Below are 23,243 nucleotides of genomic sequence, written 5' to 3' on the forward strand. Positions count from 1 at the left end.
TCCTTACAGACCGGACTCGGACGTGCGCACCAGGATCCGGCGGCAGTTCTCGCAGCGCACCACGGTGTCCGGCGCGGCGGCGCGGACCTCGTTGAAGTCGGTGATCGCGAGCTCCTGGCGGCAGCCCTGGCAGGTGCGCTGGTACAGCTTGGCCGCGCCGACGCCGCCCTGCTGCTCGCGGAGCTTGTCGTAGAGCTTGAGGAGGTCGGCGGGGACGGTGCCCGCGACGACCGAGCGCTCCTTGGTCGCCGTGGCGGCGTCGGCGTCCAGCGCCGCGAGCGCCGCGTCCCGGCGGGACGTCGCGTCGTCGATCTTCGTCTGGACGGAGGAGACGCGGTCGGTGAGTTCGGCGACCCGCTCCTGGGCGGACTCGCGGCGCTCCATGACCTCCAGGACGATGTCCTCCAGGTCACCCTGGCGCTTGGCGAGGGAGACGATCTCGCGCTGGAGGTTCTCCAGGTCCTTGGGCGAGGTCACGGCACCGGAGTCCAGGCGCTGCTGGTCGCGGGTGGCACGCTGGCGGACCTGGTCGACGTCCTGCTCGGCCTTGGTCTGCTCGCGGGCGGTGTCGCTCTCCTCGGTCTGGGCGGCGACCAGCAGGTCGCGCAGCTGGGTGGCGTCCTTGGTGAGCGCTTCGATCTCGGCGTGCTCGGGCAGCGACCTGCGCTTGTGCGCGAGCTGCTGGAGGCGGCTGTCTAGGGCCTGGACCTCGAGGAGGCGGATCTGGTCGGCGGGCGCGGCGTTCAGTTGGGGGCTCCAGGTGAAGGGGAGTGACTGGTCCAGGGGTCGGTGACCGTCTTGGAGACGTGCACGCGCAGGTCCCAGCCGTGGCGGTCGGAGATCTCGTCGAGTTGGGCGGCGGCCAGCTCGCACCAGGGCCACTCGGTGGCCCAGTGCGCCGCGTCGAGCAGCGCGAGAGGGCTTCGGGCGACGGCTTCGGAGACCGGGTGGTGGCGCAGGTCCGCGGTGAGGAAGGCATCGACGCCGGCCGCCCGGACCTGGTCGAAGAGGCTGTCGCCGGAGCCTCCGCTGACGGCGATCGTCCGTACGACCGCCTCGGGGTCTCCGGCGACGCGGATGCCCTGCGCGGTGGCGGGCAGGCGTGCGGCGGCCCTCGCGGCCAGCTCGCGCACGGTCGTCGGGGGGTCCAGCTCGCACACGCGCCCAAGGCCCCGGCGACCGGACGGATCCGTCGGATCCGGTACGAGGGGCCGTACGACACGGAGGTCCAGGGCGCCTGCGAGCGCGTCGGAGACACCCGGGTCGGCGGTGTCCGCGTTGGTGTGGGCCACGTGCAGGGCGATGTCGTTCTTGATCAATGTGTGCACGACGCGGCCCTTGAAGTGCGAGGCCGCCACGGTCGTCGTGCCGCGCAGGTAGAGGGGGTGGTGGGTGACCAGCAGGTCCGCGTCCAGCTTCACCGCCTCGTCGACGATCTCCTGGACCGGGTCGACGGCGAACAGGATCCGCGTGACCTCCTGGTCGGGATCGCCCACGACGGTGCCGACCGCGTCCCAGGACTCGGCCCGCTCGGCGGGCCACAGATCCTCCAGCGCGGCGATGACTTCAGACAGACGGGGCACGGGGAAAGGCTACCTGCCTGTTCTTCCCGGTAGAACCTGTGCCGCCGGTCCGCGGGAACCCGTGCCCCGGCGAGCACAGTCGTCCCGGTTTCCTCAGGCGAATCGTTCCTGGGCCATCCCTTTGTGTGAAGCGAAAGCCTGCCGATCCCACGCCTGTGCGTGCGAAAACTAGTTTCGTGGCCGGAGGTGACCAGACGATGACGGCCTGTGCCATCGAGCCCACGGCGGCGGACGAGGACGGGGACGATGACGGGGAGAGCCCGCGGACGGATTGCGTGATCACCGTCGACGGCTCCTACGCGGCCCGCCTCGCCCGGAACGGCGACTCCTGGTTCCCGGAGCGCTGGACCCTGGACGGCCCCGAGCCGTACGCGGTGCCGCTGCCCGGCAACCAGCCCGAGGAACCCGGCACCGAAGTGCACCCGATGGGCGACGGACGGGTGTTGATCAGGCGGTTCGCGGACGGGCGGCACAACTTCTCGCTGCTGTACCCGACCGGCCCCACCACCGGCGAGCTGCCGCTGGGCGCGGTCGAGTGCCCGGACCAGGAGACGGTTCTGCGGCTGCTGCCGCCGGCGCCGGGCGGCGAGAAGGCGTACGCCCTCGCCGTGGGCCGTCGCTCCAGTGCCGTGTGGCTGGTGGCGGGCGGTGCCTTCGGGCCCGAGCACCTCGCGGAGATCCCGGGGCGCTGCTCGGGCGGGGTGTGGCTGGACAAGGCGGGGCGGATGCTCGTGCTCGACCGGGAGGTGGGTGGCCGCACCAAGGCGATCGTGGTCGATCTGGAGCGGGGCGGGGAGGTGTCGCCGCTGCTGCAGATCGCCGACGGCAGCGACGACCGGCTGCTGCTGGCCGACCCGGACAGCGGGCTGCTGCTGATCTCCTCGGACGCCCCCTCGCCGGGGCGTGAGCGGCTGGGGTGGGGGGTGCTGGGCAGCACGCTGCCGGTGCGTTTCCCGGAGTGCCTGCGGGTGCCGGACTGTGCGGTGACGCCGTTCGCGATCCAGCCGGGGCAGGTGCTGATGCCGGAGAGCTGCGGGGTGGCACTGCGTGTCGACGGCCCGATGGGCAGCTGGGTGGGTGTGTGGCGGCCCGCGGCCCGGCAGGTCGAGCATCTCCCGGCGCCCGAGGGGTGGTTGGCGGGCACGGGCCTGTGGACCGAGGAGGGCGAGCTGCTGCTGCCGTACGCCACGGCGGACGCGCCGTGCGGGGTGGCGCGGTGGGCGGCGGCATCGAGGAACGGGGCCCTCGGCGGGGAAGCCGGGGACCCGGGGGAAACGGGGGCGGGGGACGCGGGCCCGGAGGATCCGGAAGGGGACGGTGACGGCGGCGGCAGGGGCGCCGGGTCGCCGGAACCGGGTCCTCCGGAGCCTGTCGTGGCACGTCCGGTGCCCTTGCAGCAAGCCCCGTTGGGCAATCTTGTAACGAAGTAGTGCCGGTTGGTCCGGCCGTCTGGATCAGCCCTGTGGTCGGCTGGTTAAAATCGCCCCGCTGTAAGAAAGATCATGTTGACGGGGTGAATTACTTCCGATGAGCGACGCCAGCACGAACCAGAGGACTGCCGACGTCCAGGAGCCCACCGGCCACGGTAAGCACCGGGGTCCGGTCTCGGTCCAGGACAGCGAGTCGGCCCCGCGTGGCCGTCACCGCAAGTCGGCCGAGCAGACCGAGGTCGCGGCCTGACGGCAGACGACACACACGGCCCCGCCTCTCGTGAGAGGGGCGGGGCCGCTTCGCGTCCACCGAGCCGGAAACCCGGCCTACTCCCGTTTGAGTCCCAGCACTTCCGCCGCCGCGAACGTCTCCCCCGCCGGCCGTCGCGCGTAGTGCGGGGTGAGCAGCGCGTCCAGCTCGTCGTAGGTGAACGCGTCCTGCTTGCTGTCGAACTTGGCCTGCACCCGCGGCCGTTCGACGACCACCACCATCCCTCCGTGCACGACGAGCAGCTGGCCGTTGACGCGCTCGGCGGCGGGCGAGGCCAAGTAGCCGACGAGCGGGGCGACATGCTCGGGGGCGAGGGGGTCGAGTCCCGACTCGGGCTGCTCGAAGCCGGCGAAGACGTCCTCGGTCATCCGGGTGCGGGCGCGCGGGCAGATGGCGTTGGCGGTCACGCCGTACTTGGCGAGCGCGAGCGCCGTCGAGGTGGTGAGCCCGACGATCCCGCCCTTGGCGGCCGCGTAGTTGGGCTGTCCGGCGGAGCCGGCGAGGAAGGCCTCCGAGGAGGTGTTCACGATACGGCCGTACACCGGACCGTTCGCCGCCTTGGACCGCTCCCGCCAGTGCGCGGCCGCGAACCGGGTCGTGTTGAAGTGGCCCTTGAGGTGGACCCGGATCACCGCGTCCCACTCGCCCTCGGTCATGGAGAAGACCATGCGGTCGCGGAGGATCCCCGCGTTGTTGACGAGGATGTCGAGCCTGCCGAACTCGGCGATCGCCGACTCGACCAGTTTTCCCGCCTGATGGTGGTCGGCCACGTCTCCGGTGTGGGCGGTCGCCCGTCCGCCCGTGGCCCGGATCTCCTCGGCGACCTGCTCGGCGGGGCCCGCGGAGGCCGCACCGGAACCGTCCCGGCCCGACTGTCCGTAGTCGTTGACGACCACGGCCGCGCCGAGCCGGGCCAGTTCCAGCGCCTCGGCCCGGCCCAGCCCCCGGCCTGCGCCGGTGACGATCGCCGTGAGTCCCTCGAGTGGCAGTGGCATCGCCATCGCGGCCCTCAGATCTCGATGCATGTGCGCAGGGAGGTACCCGTGCGCATCTGGTCGAGTGCCTCGTTGATCTCGCTCAGCGACACCCGGTGGGTGATCAGGCCGTCCAGGTCGACGCGGCCGGCCCGCCACAGGGCGATGGTCCGTTCGTAGGAGCGCAGGACGTCGCCGCCGCCGTACATGGACGGCAGGATGCGCTTCTCGTCGAAGAACAGCTCGAACATGTTGAGCTGGAGGTTGTCGTCCATGGCGCCCGCGCCGACGACGACGAGGGTGCCGCCGCGCCGGGTGGTGTCGTACGCCGTGCGGGCGGTCGCCGACCTGCCGACGACCTCGAAGACGTAGTCGAAGCCCTCGCCCGCGGTGACCTGCTGCTTGGCGTCGGCCAGTTCCTCCGGGGAGACGGCCCGGGTGGCGCCGAACTTCAGGGCGGCCTCCCTGCGCGAGGCGACCGGGTCGACGGCGACGATCTCGGCGGCGCCCTTGAGGCGGGCCCCCTGGATGGCGGAGATGCCGACACCGCCGCAGCCGATCACGGCGACCGACGAACCGGCCTCCACGTCGGCGGTGTTGAGCGCGGCCCCGAGTCCGGTGGTGACCCCGCAGCCGATCAGCGCCGCTATGTCGAAGGGCACGTCGTCGGGGATCGGCACCGCGCAGCCGGCGTCGACGACGACCTCCTCGGCGAAGGTGCCGGTGCCTGCGAAGCCGAAGATGTCCCCGGTGGGGCGCCTGAAGTTGGGGGTGCCCGCGTTCATGAAGCCGGCCAGGCACAGTTCGGTCTGGCCGCGCTTGCAGGCGGGACAGACTCCGCAGGCGGGCAGCCAGCAGACGACGACCCGGTCGCCGGGCTTCAAGTGGCTGACGCCTTCGCCGACTTCGAGGATCTCACCTGCCCCCTCGTGCCCGGGGACGAAGGGCGCGGGCTGCGGGAGGACCCCGCCCATCGCGGACAGGTCCGAGTGGCACAGCCCCGTGGCCCGTACCCGGATCCTGACCCGGCCCGGGCCGAACCCCACCGCCTCGACGTCGTCGAGGACTTCGAGCTTTTCCTGACCGATCTCGTGCAGTACGGCTGCGCGCATGGTGCGGCTCCCCTCAGGGTCATCCAGGGTTCAGGAGTGTTCGACGATGGTGTCGGCGAGGACGGGCGCGTCGTCCCGCTCGATCGCGCCGACGGCGACCCGGGTGGACCCGGCCATATGCCACATACGGATCCGCAGGGTCTCCCCCGGATACACGACCCCGGCGAACCGGGTGACGTAGGACCGCACCCGGGTCACGTCCCCGCCGAGCAGCGTGTCGACGACCGCCTTGAGCGTCATGCCGTAGGTGCACAGCCCGTGCAGGATGGGCCGTTCGAACCCGGCGACCTTGGCGAACTCCGGGTCGGCGTGCAGCGGGTTCCAGTCGCCGGAGAGGCGGTAGAGCAGGGCCTGGTCCTCGCGGATCCGGCGCTCCACGATCCGGTCCGGCTCGCCCACCGGGGGTTCCAGGCGGGCGGAGGGGCCTCGGTCGCCGCCCCAGCCGCCCTCTCCGCGTACGAAGATCTGGGCGTCGTTCGTCCACAACGGGCCCTCGGCGTCCGCCACTTCGGTCCGCATCACCAGGACGGCGGCCTTGCCCTTGTCGTACACGGCGGCGATCCGGTTGGTCGCGGTGGCGGTGCCCGTGGCCGGGAGGGGACGGTGGGTCACGAGACTCTGCCCGCCGTGCAGGACGCGGGCCAGGTCGACCTCGATGCCCGGCATCGACAGTCCGCTGATCACTCCCGGCGAGCCCGAGCCGGCGACGGTGGCGAAGCTGGGCAGGACGTGCAGCCGGGATTCGAGGGTGTAGCGCAGTTCGTCGGGGTCGGTCGCGGGGGTCCCGGCGCCGATACCGAGGTGGTAGAGCTGGACGTCCTTCGAGGTCCAGGAGATCTCGCCGGTCCGGGGTTCGGCGGCGAGGGCTGTGGCGGCATCGATGGGCATACGGCTCCTGACAGTGGCGGAGTCAAGACCCCGGTGCGGCCGTCCGCACCGTCGGCCGCACCGAGGTCGTCGCGGGCCGATCTAGAACGCGTTCCAGTCCGGCGACCTCTGTATAGCCGAGCACACCGCACTTGTGAAGGCTCCTGACGGGGTGTCAGGTCTGTCGGCCCCCATCGGTCTCCAGCTCTGCCGGTGCCCCCTGCTTGGCCGTCCCCAAGGTCCTTCGGGCCCAGGTGTGGCGGCCTCCATCGGTCTCCAGGTCTACCGGTCCCCCTGGCTTGTCCGTCCCCAAGGCCCTTCGGCCCCAGGCGTGTCGGTCCCCTGGCCTGTCCGTCCTGAGGGCGTGTCCAACGCGGGCTTGTCGGTTCCCGGACCCGTCGGTTCCAGGTCTGTCGGTCCCGAGGAGTGTCTGTCCGGGGTCTGTCGGTCCCAGGTGTGCCGGCCTCCCGGCCAGTCCGGCCCAAGGACGCGTCCAGCCCAGGCCTGTCGGTTCCCGGGCCCGTCGGCTCCAGATCTGTCCGTCCCGAGGACGCGTCCATCCCCAGGACTGTCCGTCCCCAAGGCTGCCGGTTCCCGGGCCCGTCGGTCCAAGGGCTGTCCGTCCCTCGCGTCCGGCACCCGTGACATTTGTCCTGCCGGATTCCGTACAAGCGCATCTGCCGGGCGGGCGGGGCGAGTTCGTAGCGTCGACGTCATGACAGCGACCAGCACAGCCATCGCCTTCGCGGGGGCGGTCAAGACCTTCGGCGCCGTGCGCGCCGTCGACGGGATCGACCTGGAGATCGCATCCGGCGAGACCGTCGCGCTGCTCGGCCGCAACGGGGCCGGCAAGTCGACGACGATCTCTCTGCTGCTCGGCCTGAACGAGCCCGACGAGGGCACGGTACGGCTCTTCGGCGCGGCCCCCTCCGACGCGGTGCGGACCGGCCGGGTGGGCGCGATGCTCCAGGAGGCGCGGGCGGTTCCGCGCGTCACCGTCCGCGAGCTGGTCGCCTTCGTGGCCGGCCGCTATCCGGCACCATTGCCCGTCACCGAGGCTCTGGAGCTGGCCGGGATCACCGAGCTCGCCGGGCGGCGCGTGGACAGGCTCTCCGGCGGCCAGACCCAGCGCGTGCGGTTCGCCGTCGCCCTGGCCGGCAATCCCGCGCTGATCGTCCTGGACGAGCCCACCGCGGCCCTGGACGTGGAGGCACGGCACGCCTTCTGGGCCTCGATGCGGGGGTACGCCCGCCGGGGCCACACCGTCCTGTTCTCCACCCACCATCTGGAGGAGGCGGACGCGTTCGCCGACCGGATCGTGGTCGTCGACCACGGCCGGATCGTCGCGGACGGCACGGGCGAGCAGCTGCGGCGGTCGGCGGGCGGCAGTCTCGTCGCCGTGGACGCGGCCGGCCGTGACACCGCGGGCTTCGGGCTGCTTCCGGGCGTCCGGTCGGTGGAGGTGCGCGCTGGACAGGCCCGGCTGCGCACCGACGACTCCGACGCGACGGTGATCGCCCTGGCCCGGCTGGGGGCCATCCGGGGCCTGACGGTCGCCCCGGCCTCGCTGGACGACGCGTTCCTGGCACTCACCGCACAGCAGTCCCCGCAGGTCACCTCGTCGGTCCCGGAGGCGGTGTGATGCTCGACTACCTGCGGCTGGAGACCCGTCGGACCCTACGGGACACCTGGTTCGTGATCGGCGGGATCGCGATGCCCGTGATGATGTACCTGCTGTTCACCAACCTCGGTGCCGACGAGTCCGGTTGGAGGACCGGCGCGATGGTGGGCATGGCAGCGTACGGCGCGGTCGGCTCGGCGTTGAACACCGGCGGCGGGGTCGCCGAGGACCGGGCGATCGGTTGGCTGCGGCAGCTGCGGGTGACACCGATGCCGCCGCGCCAGGTGGTACTCGGCCGGGCCTTGACCGGTTCGGTGACCGTCCTGCCCGCGATCGTGGCGGTGCTCACGGCGGGCGGGCTGGTCAACGGCGTACGGCTCGCACTCTGGCAGTGGGCGGCGATCGCGGTGCTGCTGTGGCTGGGCTCGGTGCCGTTCACCCTGCTGGGTCTCGGCAACGGCTACCGGCTGACCGGGCAGACCACCAGCGTGGCGAACATGGTCTGCAACCTGGGCCTCGCGGTGCTCGGCGGCCTGTGGTTCCCGGTCGCCCTCTTCCCCGACTGGCTGCGCACGCTGTCCGCGTACACCCCCACCAACCGCTTCGCCCAGCTGGGCGCGTCGGTCGCGGCGGGACACGCGCCCACTGCCGGTGCCGTCCTGGTGCTGGGAGGGTGGCTGCTGCTGTTCGGTTCGTACGCTGTCCTGTCGTACCGGCGGCACGCCGGGAACGTGTGAGCGGAGGAACGGTCATGTCCTGGTCGCGCAGACTCTCGTGCCGCGTGGACGAGATCCGCGAGGGGGCCTGGGGAGCCCGGGAGCACCAGCGGTACTACAAGGCGAACAAGAAACGCCTCAATGCCGAGTACAAGGCCGCGCAGAGGGCCGGGGAGATTCCCGCGAACGCGGTCGTGGGCAGTAACGGCTTCGGACTGCTGCCGTGGCTGCTGCTGGGGATGGGAGCCTTCTCCAATCTCTTCCACGGCGAGACCCCCAACGCCTGGATCGGCGCCTTCGGACTGCTCGCCTTCAACTCGCTCTACATCTACGTCGCCTTCCGTGCCTTCCACCAGAAGACCCGGGACGCGCTCTCCACGCGGGTGGCACTGGTCCTGATGGGGCTGGTGACCTGCGGTCTGGCGATCGGATACGGCGGCAACTGGCTGCTGTTCTTCCCTCTGTTCGGGCTCGCGACGGGCGCGGTCGTACGGTTGCCGCACCTGCGCTGGGTCGGTGCGACGGTGACCGTGGTCGCGGGCGCCGCCTCCGTCCTGCACGACGGCTGGGGCGGCCTCGACACCGCGTACGGCACGTGGATCTCCACGATGGTGACGGCCGCGATCATGTCCCTCTCGGAGGCGGTACGGCAGTTGCGGGAGGCCCGCGAGGAACTGGCCCGGCGTGCGGTCGAGGAGGAACGGCTGCGGTTCTCCCGCGATCTGCACGACCTCCTCGGCCACACGCTCTCCGTGATCGTGGTGAAGTCGGAGGCGGCCCGCCGGCTCGCCCCACGCGACCTGGACGCCGCGCTCCTCCAGGTCACCGACATCGAGTCGGTCGGCCGCCAGGCGCTCACCGAGATCCGCGAGGCGGTCACCGGCTACCGCGAGGGCAGCCTCAGCACAGACCTCGACCGGGCCGCCTCGGCGCTGCACGCCGCGGGCATCGAGCCTGTCGTACGGCGTTCCGGACCCCCGCTCGCCGCCCAGACCGAGGTGCTGCTCGGCTGGGTGGTGCGCGAGGCGGTCACCAATGCCGTACGGCACAGCGGGGCTCGGCGATGCGAGATCTCCGTGGAGGGCTCGGCGGAACGGGTGCGCCTGCGCGTCTGGGACGACGGGCCGGGTGCGCCTGCGGGTACGGGGACGCCCGCTGCTGAGAGCGACCGCGCGGAAGAGCCGGTCACGGCTCCCGCTCCCGCTCCAGGCATTGGCGGCACCGGTCTCAAAGGGCTCACGGAGCGGCTCGCCGCGGCCGGCGGTCGGCTGGAGGCCGGGCCGGGGCCGCGCGGCGGGTTCGTGGTGCGGGCCGAGTTGCCGGTCGAGTCGGTGACGCCCGTGGGGTCGGCGGGGGCCGGGGCCGATGCACCTCGATGACCGGGCGAGACCCATGTGCGAGGACCGGGCCGGATGCGGCCGGGGACCTGCCCGGATGATGCCGCATCAGCCCAGCCGCTCCTCGGCCACTGGCCGCTCTCGCCCGCCTTCCGCTCCTCGGCCGCTCCCCGCCCCGTCCATATGCTCACCGGCTCCCCGTCCGCTCTGCGCCGATCCAGCCCGCACCTCAACTCCCCCGACCACTCCCCGCCGATCCCGACCACGCCCCGCCGATCCAGCCCGCTGCCCGAAAGCCGTCCGCTCTTCAGTTCTCAAGGACCCTGCGCGTCAGCGCAACGGAGTTGCAGCCCCGCCGCTCCCGGTCGTGCGCCCTACGCTTGGGCCGTGAACGAGATGCCGCGGGATCACCGGCCCGCCAAGTCCATCCGCGTACTGCTCGCCGAGGACCAGGGCATGATGCGCGGGGCGCTCGCGCTGCTGCTCGGGATGGAGCCGGACATCCTGGTGGTGGCGCAGGTCGCGGCGGGGGACGCGATCGTGGACGCCGCGCTCCTCCACCGCCCGGACGTGGCGCTTCTCGACATCGAACTGCCGGGCATGAGCGGTCTGGATGCCGCCGCCGAGCTCCGCGACCAGGCGCCGGACTGCCGGGTGCTGATCCTGACCACCTTCGGCCGGCCCGGTTACCTCCGCCGCGCGATGGAGGCGGGCGCCGCCGGTTTCCTCGTCAAGGACGGCCCCGTGGAGGAGCTGGCCGCCTCGATCCGCCGGGTGCTGACCGGCGAGACCGTGATCGATCCCGCGCTCGCCGCGGCTGCCCTCAGTGCCGGCCCGAACCCCCTCACCGCCCGTGAGTGCGACGTCCTGAAGGCCTCCACGGACGGCGCGACGGTCGCCGACATCGCCGAACGGCTCCACCTCTCCGAGTCCACCGTCCGCAACTACCTCTCCTCCGCCATCGGCAAGACCGGCACCCGCAACCGGATGGAGGCGGTACGGGCGGCCCGGCAGCAGGGGTGGCTGTGAGCGCCTACCCGATCACCTCCGTCGTCCTGTACTCGGTGCTCTTCGGTGCCAGGCACACGAACCAGTCGTAGGGCGAGCCCTGCGGGGAGCGGATCGCCGGGATGTCGGTGCCGGCCCCGGCGGCGGCCCGCTCCACCACGGTCGCCGTCCCGTTCGTCCAGGTGCAGTTGACGCGGTGGGCGGTCTTGGCGACATAGCCGATGACCAGGCGCACGTCCGCCTTGCCGTCGGGGTCCAGCGGGAGAGAGCCGGAGGTGAGATCCGTTCCGGTCATGGTGTCCGACTCGGGGACGGTGTTCTCCATGACCTTGGTCGTCTTGTCGCCGTAGCCCCGGTACACGAAGTAGGTGATCGTGCCGATGAGGTCGGAGGCCTTGCCGCCGTCCGGCGGAGTTTCGCCGTACCGGGCCATCGCACTGCGCAGGGTCTCGGCCTGGGCCTCGTCGTGAGGGGCGTCCCAGACGTTGATGAGGACCTTCCACTTCGTGCCGCCGTCGGTTCCGGTCGCCAGCGTGGAGCGGTGGGGCTTGTCGTGGAAGACATGCGACGGAGTCGGCTTCGACTGGGTGGCCGGCGGCGCCACCTGGCGCCCGCCCCCATCCGGCAGCCCCGCCACCGCGAGCGTCGCCGAGGAGCCGGCGAGCACCAGTGCCGTGGCCGCGGCGACCGCCCAGCGGCGGGCCCGGCGCCGACGGCCGCCGCGGATCACCGCCTCGTAGGGGGCTATGCCGATCTCGACCCCGTCGGCGGCGTCGGCCAGCAGGAGGGCGATGTCGCTGTCGCTCATGTCGTGGTTCCTCTCGCGGTCCGCGCTCATCACTTACGCCCTCCGTGCGTCACCATGTCGGCCAGTCCGGGTATGGCGCGAAGTTTCGCGATCCCCTTGGCCGCGTTGCTCTTCACCGAGCCGACCGAGCAGCCCATCGCCTCGGCCGTCTGCGTCTCGGTCAGGTCCTCCCAGTACCGCAGGACCACCGCCTCCCGCTGCCTGGGCGGCAACTGGGCCAGCGCCTTCAGCAGGGCGCTGCGGTCGTCGGCCTGGGCGATGCGGTCACCGGTGTCGGCGACCTCCCGCACGAACCCCGAGTCGTCCTTGGGCGCCAGGAACTCCCTGAGCTTCCTGCGGTGCTTGCGTGCGTGCGCGTTGACCATCACGCGCCGGACATACGCCTCCGGATCATCCGCCGAGCCGACCCTGCGCCAGGCCACGTAGGCCTGTTCGAGCGTCGACTGGACCAGATCCTCCGCGGCGTGCTGCTCCCCCGTGAGGAGAAATGCCGTTCGCATCAGCCGTGGCCAGCGGCCGATGACAAAGCTCTGGAACTCCTCGTCCCGAGCCTCTTTCCGATCCCCCATGGGCACCTCCTAGATGTCTAAAGGAGTCCATGAGCTGCCAGGACCGTTGCCTCACCCGCAGAGAATCTTCTCCAGCCCGATGGCCACCGGTGACTCACCCCCGTGCCCCGCTCACCCCTGTGACCCGCTCACCCCCGTGCCCCCCTCGCCCCCGTGCCCCCTCACCCCTGTGACCCGCTCACCCCGCGCCCCCTCACCCCCGCGCCCCGCTCACCCCGGTTTCCCCAAGAGAACATAAAGAAATCGTTAGTAAGCCGAAGCATCGGAATAGTTGCCCATGCATACGTAGTTCAAGCCACACGTAACCCGATCTTCCAGGCCCGGAGGCCTCCCTCACATGACGCACACACCGACCGACCAGCCGCCCACCCGGAGAGCGTCCGGCGCTGTCGTCCCGGTGCTCGCCTTCGCGGGCATCGTGGTCGCGGTGATGCAGACCCTGCTCGTCCCGGTCATCAAGGACCTGCCGCAACTGCTGGACACCGCGCCCAGCAACGCCACCTGGGTCCTGACGTCCACGCTGCTCTCGGGCGCCGTCGCCACCCCGATCATGGGCCGCCTCGGCGACCTGTACGGCAAGCGCCGCCTGCTGATCCTCAGCCTCGCCGTGATGGTGGTCGGCGCCCTGGTCAGCGCGCTCACCAGCGACCTGCTCACCATGATCGCCGGCCGTACCCTCCAGGGCTTCGCCATGGGAGCGATCCCCCTCGGCATCGGCCTGATGCGGGACATGCTGCCGCGCGAGAAGCTCGGTTCGGCGATGGCCCTGATGAGCTCCTCGATCGGCGTCGGCGGCGGTCTCGCCCTGCCGCTCGCGGCCCTGATCGCCCAGCACGCCGACTGGCACGCCCTCTTCTACGGCGCCGCGGGCCTCGGCGCGCTCGCGATCGTCCTCACCCTCCTCGTCGTACCGGAGTCCCCGGCTCGCGCCGAAGGCACCTTCGACGTCGCCGGTGCGATCGGTCTCTCCGCCGGCCTCGTCCTCTTCCTCCTGCCGATCACCAAGGGCAGCGACTGGGGCTGGACCTCGGGCACCACGCTCGGTCTCTTCGCCGCTTCCGCGGTCGTCCTCGTCCTGTGGGGCGTCATGGAGCTGCGCCTGAAGGCCCCGCTGGTCGACCTGCGCACCACGGCCCGCCCTGCCGTCCTCTTCACCAACCTCGCGTCGATCATGGTCGGCGTCAGCTTCTACGTCGTCTCGCTCGTCCTCCCCCAACTGCTCCAGCTTCCGAAGGCGACCGGCTACGGCCTCGGCCAGTCGATGGTCACCGCGGGTCTGCTCGTGGCCCCGCTCGGCCTGACGATGATGTTCACGGCGCCCGTCTACGCCCGGCTGTCGGCCAAGTACGGCCCCAAGGTCACCCTGATCCTCGGCATGCTGATCATCGCGATCGGCTACGGCGCCGGGCTCGGCCTGATGAGCGCCGCCTGGCAGAGCCTCGTGATCGCGGTGGTCCTGGGCGCCGGTATCGGTCTCGCCTACTCCTCCCTGCCCGCGCTGATCGTCGGCGCGGTGCCGGCGTCGGAGACAGGGGCGGCGAACGGCCTCAACACGCTGATGCGTTCCATCGGTACGTCCGTCTCGAGCGCCGTGATCGGCATGGTGCTGGCGAACACGGCGAACAACGTCGGCGGCGTCGCCGTACCGACCATGCACGGCTTCCGGGTGTCCTTCCTGATCGCGACCGGCGCGGTGGCGATCGGCCTGCTGATGGCCCTTTTCCTGCCGAAGCCGAACCGGGCGCCGCAGCTGCGGGCCAGCAGCGAGGAGGACGCCAACCTGGAACGCGCCGAGGAGACGCTCAGCGGTTTCCGCGGCCGCGTCCTGGACTCCGCAGGCACTCCGGTCCCGCGGGCCAAGGTCACGCTGATCGACCGGCGCGGCCGACAGGCGGGCGCGACGCTCTCCGCCGAGGACGGCAGCTACACCCTCGTCGTTCCGGCCCGGGGCGCCTACGTCCTCGCCGCCCGCGCCAGCGGCCACGGCCCGCTCGCCTCCTCCGCGACCCACGCCGGAGACGACAACGCGGTCGACATGGACCTGTCGCTGCCGTCAGACACGGCCGCGGTTCACTGACCCAGCCCTTCCTCCGCCCCGCCCCGGGTCCCTCCGCCGAGTACGACGGCCGAGAATCCTGGCGGGGCGGAGTCGGCAACAGGCTCCCCGCACCAAGGTGAACAAGCTGGACATCTCCAACGCCCCCTGACCGCTGTCCGCCACCCCCCGCCGTACCCCCTGTCGCCCGCCGACCAGGGGGTACGGCAGCATGTGGGGCCCAGACACCCGTACGACCGGAAGGCCTCCGCCCATGACCGCGGCACCCCAGCCCGAGATCCTGGCCGCGTTCGAGGCCGCCAAGGGATTCATGCCGCCGGACGAAGGGCTGGCCCTCCACTCGGCGGCCCTGGAGGCCGGGCGGCTCGGGCTGCCGCTCCTCGAAGTCGGTACGTACTGCGGGCGTTCCGCGATCCTGCTCGCCGACGCCGCCCGCGCGGCCGGGGTCACGGCGCTGACCGTGGACCACCACCGTGGCAGCGAGGAGCAGCAGCCCGGCTGGGAGTACCACGACCCGGACACGGTGGACCCGGAATTGGGAGTGATGGACACGCTTCCGGCGTTCCGTAGGACGCTGTACCGGGCCGGACTGGAGGAGCACGTCGTCGCTCTGGTCGGGCGCTCCCCGCAGATCGCCCGGGTCTGGAACTCCCCTCTCGCCCTCGTCTTCATCGACGGCGGCCACACCGACGAGCACGCGAGCGCCGACTACGAGGGCTGGGCGCGGCACGTCGCGGAGGGCGGGCTGCTGCTCATCCACGACGTGCACCCGGACCCGAAGGACGAGTTCACCGGCCAGGCGCCGTACCGGATCTATCTGCGGGCCCTGCGGTCGGGGGCGTTCACCGAGGTCTCCGCCACCGGAACGCTGCGCGTGCTGCGGCGGGTGAGTGCGGGGATCTGAGGCGCTGCGGTCCTCAGGGCTTCACGTTGATGTCGATGTCGACCGGGGTCTGGATGACATTGCCCGTTCCGACGCCCGGCTGACCGTAGATGTAGTCGACGGCACAGGCGTCCTCCGGCGGGGTGCAGGGGAACGGGGCGGCCTGGGCCATCGGCGCACCCAGTACGACCGCCCCGGCGACGGCGACGGTGGTGAGGACGCTGGACATGACACGCACAGGTGATCTCATGGGCGATTCTCGGCATATCGGTCGGCCGTGAGCGACATCGGCGGTGCCGTTCGGATGAAGCGACCGCTCGCCGACCACCGCCCTGCCGTGCCGGTGACTGGCCGCTAGGGTGGCTGTCGTGTCGTACGTAGGCCCGGACTTCGATCCTCCCCAGCCCCGCCGTCCCCGGCGCCGTCCGTTCGCCGTCGCGCTCGCCGTGCTCGTGCCGGGCGCGCTGCTCGGGTGGCTCGTGCACGCGGGGGTGGGCGGCGCGGCCGACGGAGGCGGCGCCGACGGGAGCGGGGTGGCCGTGTCCACGCCGGCGGCCTCCGCGGTCGCTCCCCCGACCGTCTCCTCGACCACCGCCGACGACAAGGGCGCCGCCGCCACCCCGCTCAGGGGCAAGGTCGTCGTCATCGACCCGGGGCACAACCTCACCAACTTCCGGCACACCGCCGAGATCAACCGCAAGGTGGACATCGGCACGAACCGCAAGGAATGCGATACGACGGGGACGTCCACCAACTCCGGTTACGCGGAGGCCAAGTTCACCCTCGATGTCGCCCACCGGCTGCGCGCGCTGCTGGAGAAGCAGGGCGCGACCGTCAAGCTGACGCAGGACGGCGACCGTCCCTACGGTCCCTGCGTGGACGAGCGGGCCCGGATCGGGAACAGGGCGAAGGCCGACGCGGTGGTGTCGATCCACGCGGACGGCGCGGCCGCCGGACAGCGCGGCTACCACGTGATCCTCCCGGGCGCCGTCCACAAGGGCATCGCCGACACCCGCCGGATCGTCGCCCCCTCCGCCACGCTCGGCAGGTTCGTCGCGGCCGGCTTCCGGCACGTGACGGGCAGCGGGCCCTCCAACTACGTCGGGGACGGCACCGGTCTGGTGACCCGCACCGACCTGGGCGGTCTCAACCTGTCGACGGTCCCCAAGGTGTTCATCGAGTGCGGCAACATGCGCGACGGCAAGGACGCCGCCCAACTCACCAGCGGCGCCTGGCGGCAGAAGGCCGCGCAGGGAATCTCTGAGGGAATCGTGAGATTCCTGCGCGGGTGACGATCAGGGCTCCGATCCCGTCGTACGCTCCGCACGGGCGGACGATAGGGTCTACCGACGACGAGACGACCTACGAAGGACTTGAAGTGAATATCCGCTCCCTCACTCGAGGCGACGGCGTGGTGATCGGAGCAGCGGTATTGCTGCTCATCGCGTCGTTCCTCGATTTCTACTCGGTCGACGGGGCCTCCGACGACGCCGATCTCCCGAGCGCCTGGGCGAGCGGTCCGTTCGTGATGGGAGTCGTCCTCGCCGGCATCATCGGTGCCGCCCTCGTCGTAGCGGCGCGTGGCCTGCCGCAGCTGCCCAAGCCGGCGGGGCTCGACCTCGGCCAGGTGGGCACCGCGTTCACGGTCTTCGCCGCCTGGAGCGCGCTCGGCAACGTGTTCGACCCGCTGAGTGCCGCGGACTACGGCTCCAGTTCGGACACCATCAGCGCCGGCATCGGCCTGATCCTTTCCCTCGTCGCGACCGTGGTCATGGCCGGCGCAGCGGTCGCCTCCCCGCTCGTCCCGGCCCTGAAGGCTCCCCTGGTCCCGGCTCCGAAGCCGCCCCAGCCGCAGCCCTACGGCGCCCAGCCGCCCGGCGGTTACGGCTACCCGGGCGCCCAGCAGCCGGGCCAGCCCGGACAGCAGGGCCAGCCGGCGCAGCCCTACGGCGGTCAGCCGCAGCCGGGGCAGCCGTTCGGCGCGCAGCCCCAGCCGCAGGCCCCGCAGCCGCCGGCCGCGGAGTTCTCGCCGTTCTGGTTCGCCGTGCCGGTGCCGCGTCCGCTGTTCGCGGAGGACGGTTCGCCGACGCCGATCGCCGAACTCGCCCCGGGTACCTGGTACCTGGCCGTCGAGCAGCGCGGCCCGAGCCTGGTCGCCCAGACGCAGGACGGCCGCCGTGGCGTGCTCCAGGACACGAGCGGCATCCAGCGCGGCTGAGCCTCTCCAGGTCGTACGACGGCCCCTCGCCCCTTCCGGGCGGGGGGCCGTTGCCGTACATTCGCGAGCGGCCCGAACAACTGACATACCGTCAGGAGGCGTCGTGCGACTCGGACTTGCGCTCGGCTACTGGGGCCGCGGCCCCGCCCCCGGCCATGTGCCGCTGGCCCAGGAGGCGGAGCGGCTCGGCTACGACTCGGTGTGGACGGCCGAGTCCTGGGGGTCGGACGTGTTCACGCCGCTCACCTGGATCGCGGCGCACACCTCAACGATCAAGCTGGGTACGGCGGTTGCCCAGATGGCGGCCCGCTCCCCGACCACCACCGCCATGCACGCCCTCACCCTGGACCACCTCTCCGGCGGCCGGGTGATGCTCGGCCTCGGACTGTCCGGCCCGCAGGTCGTCGAGGGCTGGTACGGCCGCCCGTTCCCGAAGTCGCCGCTGACCGCGACCCGGGAGTACGTCGAGGTCGTACGGCAGGTGCTGCGGCGGGAGGCGCCGGTCGAAGTGGACGGCCGCTTCCATCCGTTGCCGTACCGGGGACCGGACGGCACGGGTCTCGGCAAGGCGCTGAAGCCGATCACCCACCCGCTGCGCACGGACCTGCCGATCCTGCTGGGCGCCGAGGGCCCGAAGAACGTCGCCCAGACGACCCGGATCGCCGACGGCTGGCTGCCGTTGTACTGGTCGCCGACCCGGCCCGAGGTGTACGCGGACTCGCTCGCCGACGCCCCGGAGGACTTCCTCATCGCGCCCATGACCCAGGTGCGGGTCTGCGACGACGTCGCCGAGGGGCTGCTGCCCGTCAAGACGATGCTCGGGTTCTACATCGGCGGCATGGGCCACGCGGCCCGCAACTTCCACGCCGACCTGATGGCCCGCATGGGGTACGAGGAGGAGGCGCGCAGGATCCAGCGGCTGTTCCTCGAGGGCCGCCGCGAAGAGGCCGTGCTCGCCGTCCCGGACGCCTTCGCCGACGAGATCTCCCTGGTCGGCCCCCGCGAACGGATCGCCGAGCGGCTGGAGTCGTGGCGCAAGGGCCCGGTGACGGACCTGCTGGCGCTCGCGCCCGATCCGCACAGTCTGCGGGTGCTGGCGGAGCTCAACGCGTGACGCCAGGTTTCACCCGGGAAATCGCGGCCATTCGAACACCATGTCCACTCACACACGCGGTGGTGCCAATTCCGCCGGGACGGTCATAGCGATCGTCGCCGACATCATGGCCCTCATCCTGGGCCTGTGGATCCTGATGTACCTGCTGGACGCCAACCCCGGTAACGACTTCGTGCAGTTCATCCACGATGCCGCCCGTTGGCTCGCCGGCTGGTCCTACGACCTGTTCACCTTCGACGAGGCCTGGGCACGCGTGGTCGCGGGCTACGGCCTGGCAGCGGTCGTCTACCTGTTCGTCGGCCACGCCATCGCCAACCGGGCCCACCGCCACTGAACGCTCCGCTGGAGGTAGCGGGGAGTTCTGCGAGAGGGCGAGTGCGGGTTGTGTGTGGTTGCTCGCGCCGTTCCCCGCGCCCCTGAGTGGGTGCCGCTAGGCCGACCCAGGGGCGCGGGGAACTGCGCGACCGGCCACGAATCACCCGCACCCGCCGACGAACAAGACCCCCCGAGCTCTCAGGCGCAGCAGTCCGGGTCAAGCCCCACCGGCAGGCGGTCGCCGCCGAACACCGCGCAGGTGGCCTCGTGCCCCCCGAGCGCGGCGACGGCCAGCAGCAGGGACCCGGCGGTCCACGTGGTCAGCTCCCGCGGCCAGATCGCCGAGTCCTCGAACACGTACCCGGTCCAGTACAACCCGCTCTCCGGGTCCCGCAGATGCTGGATCGACTGCAGGATCTCCAGCGCCCGGTCGGACTCGCCCGTCACCCACAGGGCCAGGGCGAGTTCGGCCGACTCGCCGCCCGTCACCCACGGGTTGGGGACGACGCAGCGCACTCCGAGTCCGGGTACGACGAAGCGGTCCCAGTCGGCCTCTATCCGGGACTTGGCCTCCGCGCCGGTCAACGCGCCGCCCAGGACCGGGTAGTACCAGTCCATCGAGTAGCGGCCCTTGTCGAGGAAGCGTTCCGGGTGCCGGCGGATCGCGTGCCGCAGCGCGCCCACCGCCAACTCCCAGTCCGGCTGGGCCTCTTCGCGCTGCTCGGCGATGGCGAGGGCGCAGCGCAGCGCGTGGTGGACCGAGGACGACCCGGTCAGCAGCCCGTCGGGGACCGCCGTGCCGTCGCCCTCCCGCTTCCATCCGATCTGCCCGCCCGGCTGCTGGAGTTCGAGCACGAACTCGGTCGCCGCGTACACGGTCGGCCACATCCGGTCGAGGAACGTGTCGTCGCCGGTGGACAGGTAGTGGTGCCACACTCCTACGGCTATGTAGGCGACGAAGTTCGTCTCGCGCCCCCGGTCGGTGACGTCCGCGAAGTCCCCGTCCTGGTACGCCGCGTACCAGGAACCGTCCTCGTTCTGGTGCCGTGCGAGCCACTCGTAGGCCCGCTCGGCGGCCTCGTGCTCGCCGGCCGCGTCCAGCGCCATCGCGGCCTCGGTGTGGTCCCACGGGTCGAGGTGATGTCCCCGGAACCACGGGATCGCCCCGTCCTCCCGCTGCACGGCCAGGATCCCGGCGACGGTGACGGCGGCCTCGTCGGCGGTGAGGACTCCGGGCAGGACGAGGTGTTCGGTACGGGGAGTGGTCACCGCGCGTCCACGACGGGCAGGTGCGGCTTGGTCGCGTAGGCCACGAAGCTCTTGCCGATCAGCGGATTCAGCGCCTGCTCGGCGACCCGGGTCGCCAGCGGCTTCTTCATGATGTCCCAGACCAGCAGCTTGTGGTACGCCTGCACCGGCAGCGCCTTGTCGTTGTCGACGCCGAACGCGCACTTCAGCCACCAGTACGGCGAGTGCAGGGCGTGCGCGTGGTGGGTGCCGTACGGCTTGAGGCCGGCCTCGCGGATCTTCGCGAGCAGTTCGTCCGCCTTGTAGATGCGGATGTGGCCGCCCTCGACCTCGTGGTAGGCGTCGGACAGCGCCCAGCAGACCTTCTCGGGGCCGTAGCGCGGGACGGTGATGGCGATCCGGCCGCCGGGCTTCAACACCCGGACCATCTCGGCGAGTACGCCCTTGTCGTCGGGGATGTGCTCCATCACCTCGGAGATGATCACGACGTCGAAGGACTCGTCGGGGAAGGGCAGGGCCAGGGCGTCGCCCTCCATCGCCGTGGCGGTGGCGCCCTCGGGTGCCTCGCCGGCCTCCTTCATCGCCGCGAACCACTTGGCGACCTCGCTGATCTCCTCGGCGTTCTGGTCCAGTGCCACGACCTGCGCGCCCCGCCGGTAGCACTCGAACGCGTGCCGGCCGGCCCCGCAGCCGAGGTCCAGGACGCGGTCGCCCGGCGCGAGCGGGAACCGGGAGAAGTCGACGGTCAGCACGTGGCCCTGCTTTCGGGATAGACACCGGTGTCTGTGGTCGGGGGTGCGAGTTCGGCGCCCCGGGAGGCGGCGGAGCGGCCGGGGGCCTTGGCCGCGGAGTCGGCGATCGCCTCGCGGTACCGGGACACCGTGCCCTCGGCGGCCTTCGCCCAGGTGAACCTCGTCAGGACCCGCTCACGGCCGGCCCGGCCGAGTCGGGCCCGCAGGTCCGGGTCGCCCAGGAGGCGGCTCAGGCCCGCCGCCAGTGCCCCGGCGTCCCCCGGCGGCACGGCGAGGCACGTCTCGCCGTCACGGCCGGCCACCTCGGGGATCGCGCCGCCCGTCGTCGCGACCAGCGGGGTGCCGGTGGCCATGGCTTCCGCGGCCGGCAGCGAGAAGCCCTCGTAGAGGGAGGGCACGCAGGCGACCTCCGCCGAGCGGACCAGGTCGACGAGTTCCGCGTCCGAGATGCCCTTGACGAAGTCGACGGCGCCCTGGAGGCCGTAGCGCTCGATCGCACCGGCGACCGGGCCCTCCTCGGGCCGTTTGCCGACGACCACGAGGTGCGCCCCGGGGTGTTCCGTGCGCACCTTGGCGAGCGCCTCGACGAGGAAGACCAGGCCCTTGAGGGGGACGTCCGCGCTGGAGGTGGTGACGATCCGGCCGGGGACGACCCGCACGGACGGATCCGGCGAGAACTGGTCGGTGTCGGCGCCGATGTGGACGACGTGGATACGGTCGTCGCGCACGCCCAGGTGGTCGGCTATCTCCTGGCGGGAGGTGCCGGAGACGGTCAGCACGGACGGCAGTCGGCGGGCCACCCGCTTCTGCATGCGCGTGAACGCGTACCAGCGGCGCTTGGACCAGCGCTGCTGCCGGCTCTCGGCGGCGTCGATCTCCAACTGCCGGTCCACGGTGATGGGGTGGTGGATGGTGGTCACCAGGGGCGCGCCGATGTCGCCCAACAGGCCGTAGCCGAGCGTCTGGTTGTCGTGGACCACGTCGAACTCACCGGTGCGGGCCCGGAGATGGCGTCGGGCCCGCAGGGAGAAGGTGAGCGGCTCGGGGAAGCCGCCGGTCCACATCGTGGCGACTTCCAGGGCGTCGATCCAGTCCCGGTACTCGTCGCGTTTCGGAGTGCGGAAGGGGTCCGGGGAGCGGTAGAGGTCCAGGCTCGGCAGCTCGGTCAGGCTCAGCTTCTCGTACCCGGGGTCGAGGACCGGGTAGGGCTGGGAGCCGATGACCTCCACCCGGTGGCCGAGGCGGGCCAGTTCGCGCGACAGGTGTCGTACGTAGACGCCTTGGCCCCCGCAGAACGGGTTCCCCTTATAGGTGAGGAGCGCGATACGGAGCGGTCGCTCGCCGTCGGCGGCCAGGTCCTCGAAAGACCCCGCCTGACTGGCCTCAGCGGTCACTCTGCGCCCCCTTCTGCCTGCACTGTCCCGCGAGATTACGACGAGACGGTAATCTAGAACAAGTTTCAGACTTGATCGTTCAGGAGGCTCTGAATCTACCGGCAGGTAGGGGCCCTGTGAGGGGTGGATCAGGTGATTCACGCCACGAACGCCGAGACCGCCCCACGACCCGGCACCCTGCCATGCTGTGTGATCGCAAACCCTCACGGGCCGTCACGGAAACGGGTTCCATGACCACGGAGACCAAGGTGGACAAGGTGGCCAAGTCGGGCAGAGTGGAAGCCAGTACCGCACGATCCGACGCCGCGCCGCTGACCGAGCGGCAGGAGGCCCGGCGCCGCCGGATCCTGCACGCGAGCGCGCAGCTGGCGAGCCGGGGCGGGTTCGACGCGGTGCAGATGCGGGAGGTCGCGGAGTCCTCGCAGGTGGCGCTCGGCACCCTCTACCGCTACTTCCCGTCCAAGATCCATCTGTTGGTCGCCACGATGCAGGACCAGCTGGAGCACATGCACGGCACGCTCCGCAAGAAGCCGCCGCAGGGGGAGACGGCGGCCGAGCGGGTGGCGGAGACGCTGATGCGGGCCTTCCGGGCGCTTCAGCGCGAGCCGCACCTGGCCGACGCGATGGTCCGCGCGCTGACCTTCGCGGACCGCAGCGTGAGTCCGGAGGTCGACCAGGTCTCCCACCAGACCACGCTGATCGTCCTGGACGCCATGGGCCTCGAGGACCCGACCCCCGAGCAGCTCTCGGCGGTCCGCGTCATCGAGCACACCTGGCACTCGGCCCTGATCACCTGGCTCTCGGGCCGCGCCTCCATCGCCCAGGTGAAGATAGACATCGAGACGGTCTGCCGACTCATCGACCTCACGGAGCCGAAGGACTGACCCGGCCGGCCGGGTCGGCACCGGCACGTCCGCCGAGGCCCCGGGCGTCCTGTCGGGCCCGGCCACTCAAGCCCGGCTCGCCT

Annotated in this window: 24 protein-coding genes; 13 read left to right on the forward strand and 11 right to left on the reverse strand. The window is 71.6% G+C overall.

Annotated elements, in window-relative coordinates:
* Positions 1 to 3: 3 nt before the first annotated feature.
* On the reverse strand, positions 4 to 747 hold the full coding sequence (locus ACFYRX_RS27035) for a zinc ribbon domain-containing protein (protein WP_389105529.1): 744 nt from the start codon (positions 745 to 747) through the stop codon (positions 4 to 6).
* Positions 744 to 1,583, reverse strand: a complete 840-nt coding sequence (locus ACFYRX_RS27040; protein WP_389104707.1) for a Nif3-like dinuclear metal center hexameric protein — start codon at positions 1,581 to 1,583, stop codon at positions 744 to 746. Before ACFYRX_RS27040 ends, ACFYRX_RS27035 begins: the two co-directional genes overlap by 4 nt.
* Positions 1,584 to 1,780: 197 nt before the next feature.
* Here ACFYRX_RS27040 and ACFYRX_RS27045 point away from each other — a divergent pair, with 197 nt between their 5' ends.
* Positions 1,781 to 3,013, forward strand: a complete 1,233-nt coding sequence (locus tag ACFYRX_RS27045) for a hypothetical protein (protein ID WP_389105532.1) — start codon at positions 1,781 to 1,783, stop codon at positions 3,011 to 3,013.
* A gap of 97 nt (positions 3,014 to 3,110) precedes the next feature.
* Positions 3,111 to 3,263 carry a hypothetical protein gene (locus ACFYRX_RS27050; protein ID WP_389104710.1) on the forward strand — a complete coding sequence of 51 codons (153 nt, stop codon included), beginning with the start codon at positions 3,111 to 3,113 and terminating at the stop codon, positions 3,261 to 3,263.
* Between the two features lie 77 nt (positions 3,264 to 3,340).
* On the opposite strand, the gene ACFYRX_RS27055 is transcribed toward ACFYRX_RS27050, so the two are convergent.
* The 3 genes from ACFYRX_RS27055 to ACFYRX_RS27065 are packed head-to-tail and all read right to left on the reverse strand — an operon-like array spanning position 3,341 to position 6,258.
* Positions 3,341 to 4,279: a 3-oxoacyl-ACP reductase gene (locus ACFYRX_RS27055; RefSeq protein WP_389104713.1), complete on the reverse strand. Its 939-nt coding sequence runs from the start codon at positions 4,277 to 4,279 to the stop codon at positions 3,341 to 3,343.
* 14 nt (positions 4,280 to 4,293) lie between these two features.
* A complete protein-coding gene (locus ACFYRX_RS27060; RefSeq protein ID WP_389104715.1) occupies positions 4,294 to 5,370 on the reverse strand; it encodes a Zn-dependent alcohol dehydrogenase in 1,077 nt (358 codons plus the stop codon).
* Between the two features lie 30 nt (positions 5,371 to 5,400).
* A complete protein-coding gene (locus ACFYRX_RS27065) occupies positions 5,401 to 6,258 on the reverse strand; it encodes a MaoC/PaaZ C-terminal domain-containing protein (RefSeq protein WP_389104717.1) in 858 nt (285 codons plus the stop codon).
* Between the two features lie 694 nt (positions 6,259 to 6,952).
* On the opposite strand from ACFYRX_RS27065, the gene ACFYRX_RS27070 reads away from it, so the two are divergent.
* From ACFYRX_RS27070 to ACFYRX_RS27085, 4 genes are all read left to right on the forward strand, one after another.
* A complete protein-coding gene (locus ACFYRX_RS27070) occupies positions 6,953 to 7,879 on the forward strand; it encodes an ABC transporter ATP-binding protein (RefSeq protein WP_389104720.1) in 927 nt (308 codons plus the stop codon).
* Positions 7,879 to 8,595 (forward strand): ABC transporter permease, encoded by a 717-nt coding sequence (locus tag ACFYRX_RS27075; protein ID WP_389104723.1) that lies wholly within the window; start codon positions 7,879 to 7,881, stop codon positions 8,593 to 8,595. Before ACFYRX_RS27070 ends, ACFYRX_RS27075 begins: the two co-directional genes overlap by 1 nt.
* 14 nt (positions 8,596 to 8,609) lie before the next feature.
* Positions 8,610 to 9,953 (forward strand): sensor histidine kinase, encoded by a 1,344-nt coding sequence (locus ACFYRX_RS27080; RefSeq protein WP_389104726.1) that lies wholly within the window; start codon positions 8,610 to 8,612, stop codon positions 9,951 to 9,953.
* Positions 9,954 to 10,307: 354 nt separating this feature from the next.
* Positions 10,308 to 10,940 (forward strand): response regulator, encoded by a 633-nt coding sequence (locus ACFYRX_RS27085; protein WP_389105534.1) that lies wholly within the window; start codon positions 10,308 to 10,310, stop codon positions 10,938 to 10,940.
* A gap of 4 nt (positions 10,941 to 10,944) precedes the next feature.
* On the opposite strand, the gene ACFYRX_RS27090 is transcribed toward ACFYRX_RS27085, so the two are convergent.
* On the reverse strand, positions 10,945 to 11,727 hold the full coding sequence (locus tag ACFYRX_RS27090; protein ID WP_389104728.1) for a hypothetical protein: 783 nt from the start codon (positions 11,725 to 11,727) through the stop codon (positions 10,945 to 10,947).
* Between the two features lie 29 nt (positions 11,728 to 11,756).
* A complete protein-coding gene (locus tag ACFYRX_RS27095) occupies positions 11,757 to 12,296 on the reverse strand; it encodes a SigE family RNA polymerase sigma factor (RefSeq protein ID WP_389104730.1) in 540 nt (179 codons plus the stop codon).
* Between the two features lie 337 nt (positions 12,297 to 12,633).
* On the opposite strand from ACFYRX_RS27095, the gene ACFYRX_RS27100 reads away from it, so the two are divergent.
* Both ACFYRX_RS27100 and ACFYRX_RS27105 read left to right on the forward strand, forming a co-directional pair.
* On the forward strand, positions 12,634 to 14,373 hold the full coding sequence (locus ACFYRX_RS27100; RefSeq protein WP_389104733.1) for an MFS transporter: 1,740 nt from the start codon (positions 12,634 to 12,636) through the stop codon (positions 14,371 to 14,373).
* Positions 14,374 to 14,605: 232 nt separating this feature from the next.
* Positions 14,606 to 15,256 (forward strand): class I SAM-dependent methyltransferase, encoded by a 651-nt coding sequence (locus tag ACFYRX_RS27105; protein ID WP_389104735.1) that lies wholly within the window; start codon positions 14,606 to 14,608, stop codon positions 15,254 to 15,256.
* Positions 15,257 to 15,269: 13 nt separating this feature from the next.
* Here ACFYRX_RS27105 and ACFYRX_RS27110 read toward each other — a convergent pair whose 3' ends face one another.
* On the reverse strand, positions 15,270 to 15,485 hold the full coding sequence (locus ACFYRX_RS27110; protein ID WP_389104738.1) for a chaplin family protein: 216 nt from the start codon (positions 15,483 to 15,485) through the stop codon (positions 15,270 to 15,272).
* Between the two features lie 118 nt (positions 15,486 to 15,603).
* On the opposite strand from ACFYRX_RS27110, the gene ACFYRX_RS27115 reads away from it, so the two are divergent.
* From ACFYRX_RS27115 to ACFYRX_RS27130, 4 genes are all read left to right on the forward strand, one after another.
* Positions 15,604 to 16,527 (forward strand): N-acetylmuramoyl-L-alanine amidase, encoded by a 924-nt coding sequence (locus ACFYRX_RS27115; RefSeq protein WP_389104741.1) that lies wholly within the window; start codon positions 15,604 to 15,606, stop codon positions 16,525 to 16,527.
* Positions 16,528 to 16,613: 86 nt separating this feature from the next.
* Entirely contained in the window at positions 16,614 to 17,453 is an 840-nt protein-coding gene (locus tag ACFYRX_RS27120; protein WP_389104744.1) for a hypothetical protein, read from the forward strand.
* Positions 17,454 to 17,556: 103 nt separating this feature from the next.
* The gene (locus tag ACFYRX_RS27125; RefSeq protein WP_389104746.1) at positions 17,557 to 18,567 is read left to right on the forward strand and encodes an LLM class F420-dependent oxidoreductase; all 1,011 of its coding nucleotides are present in this window, start codon (positions 17,557 to 17,559) and stop codon (positions 18,565 to 18,567) included.
* A 40-nt stretch (positions 18,568 to 18,607) separates the two neighbouring features.
* Positions 18,608 to 18,901, forward strand: coding sequence for a hypothetical protein (locus ACFYRX_RS27130; protein ID WP_389104749.1), 294 nt, complete (start codon positions 18,608 to 18,610; stop codon positions 18,899 to 18,901).
* 179 nt (positions 18,902 to 19,080) lie between these two features.
* On the opposite strand, the gene ACFYRX_RS27135 is transcribed toward ACFYRX_RS27130, so the two are convergent.
* Genes ACFYRX_RS27135 through ACFYRX_RS27145 form a run of 3 tightly spaced genes read right to left on the reverse strand, consistent with a single transcriptional unit; the run spans position 19,081 to position 22,276 of the window.
* Positions 19,081 to 20,151, reverse strand: coding sequence for a prenyltransferase (locus ACFYRX_RS27135; protein ID WP_389104752.1), 1,071 nt, complete (start codon positions 20,149 to 20,151; stop codon positions 19,081 to 19,083).
* Positions 20,148 to 20,882, reverse strand: coding sequence for a class I SAM-dependent methyltransferase (locus tag ACFYRX_RS27140; protein WP_389104754.1), 735 nt, complete (start codon positions 20,880 to 20,882; stop codon positions 20,148 to 20,150). Before ACFYRX_RS27140 ends, ACFYRX_RS27135 begins: the two co-directional genes overlap by 4 nt.
* Positions 20,876 to 22,276 carry a glycosyltransferase family 4 protein gene (locus ACFYRX_RS27145; protein WP_389104757.1) on the reverse strand — a complete coding sequence of 467 codons (1,401 nt, stop codon included), beginning with the start codon at positions 22,274 to 22,276 and terminating at the stop codon, positions 20,876 to 20,878. Before ACFYRX_RS27145 ends, ACFYRX_RS27140 begins: the two co-directional genes overlap by 7 nt.
* Positions 22,277 to 22,506: 230 nt before the next feature.
* Between ACFYRX_RS27145 and ACFYRX_RS27150 the strand changes: the two genes are divergently transcribed.
* Complete coding sequence (locus ACFYRX_RS27150) at positions 22,507 to 23,160, forward strand: TetR family transcriptional regulator (protein WP_389104760.1); 654 nt, start codon at positions 22,507 to 22,509, stop codon at positions 23,158 to 23,160.
* The last annotated feature ends 83 nt before the right edge of the window (positions 23,161 to 23,243 follow it).

It is taken from the genome of Streptomyces sp. NPDC005374 (assembly GCF_042872225.1).
In the GTDB taxonomy this organism is placed as follows: domain Bacteria; phylum Actinomycetota; class Actinomycetes; order Streptomycetales; family Streptomycetaceae; genus Streptomyces.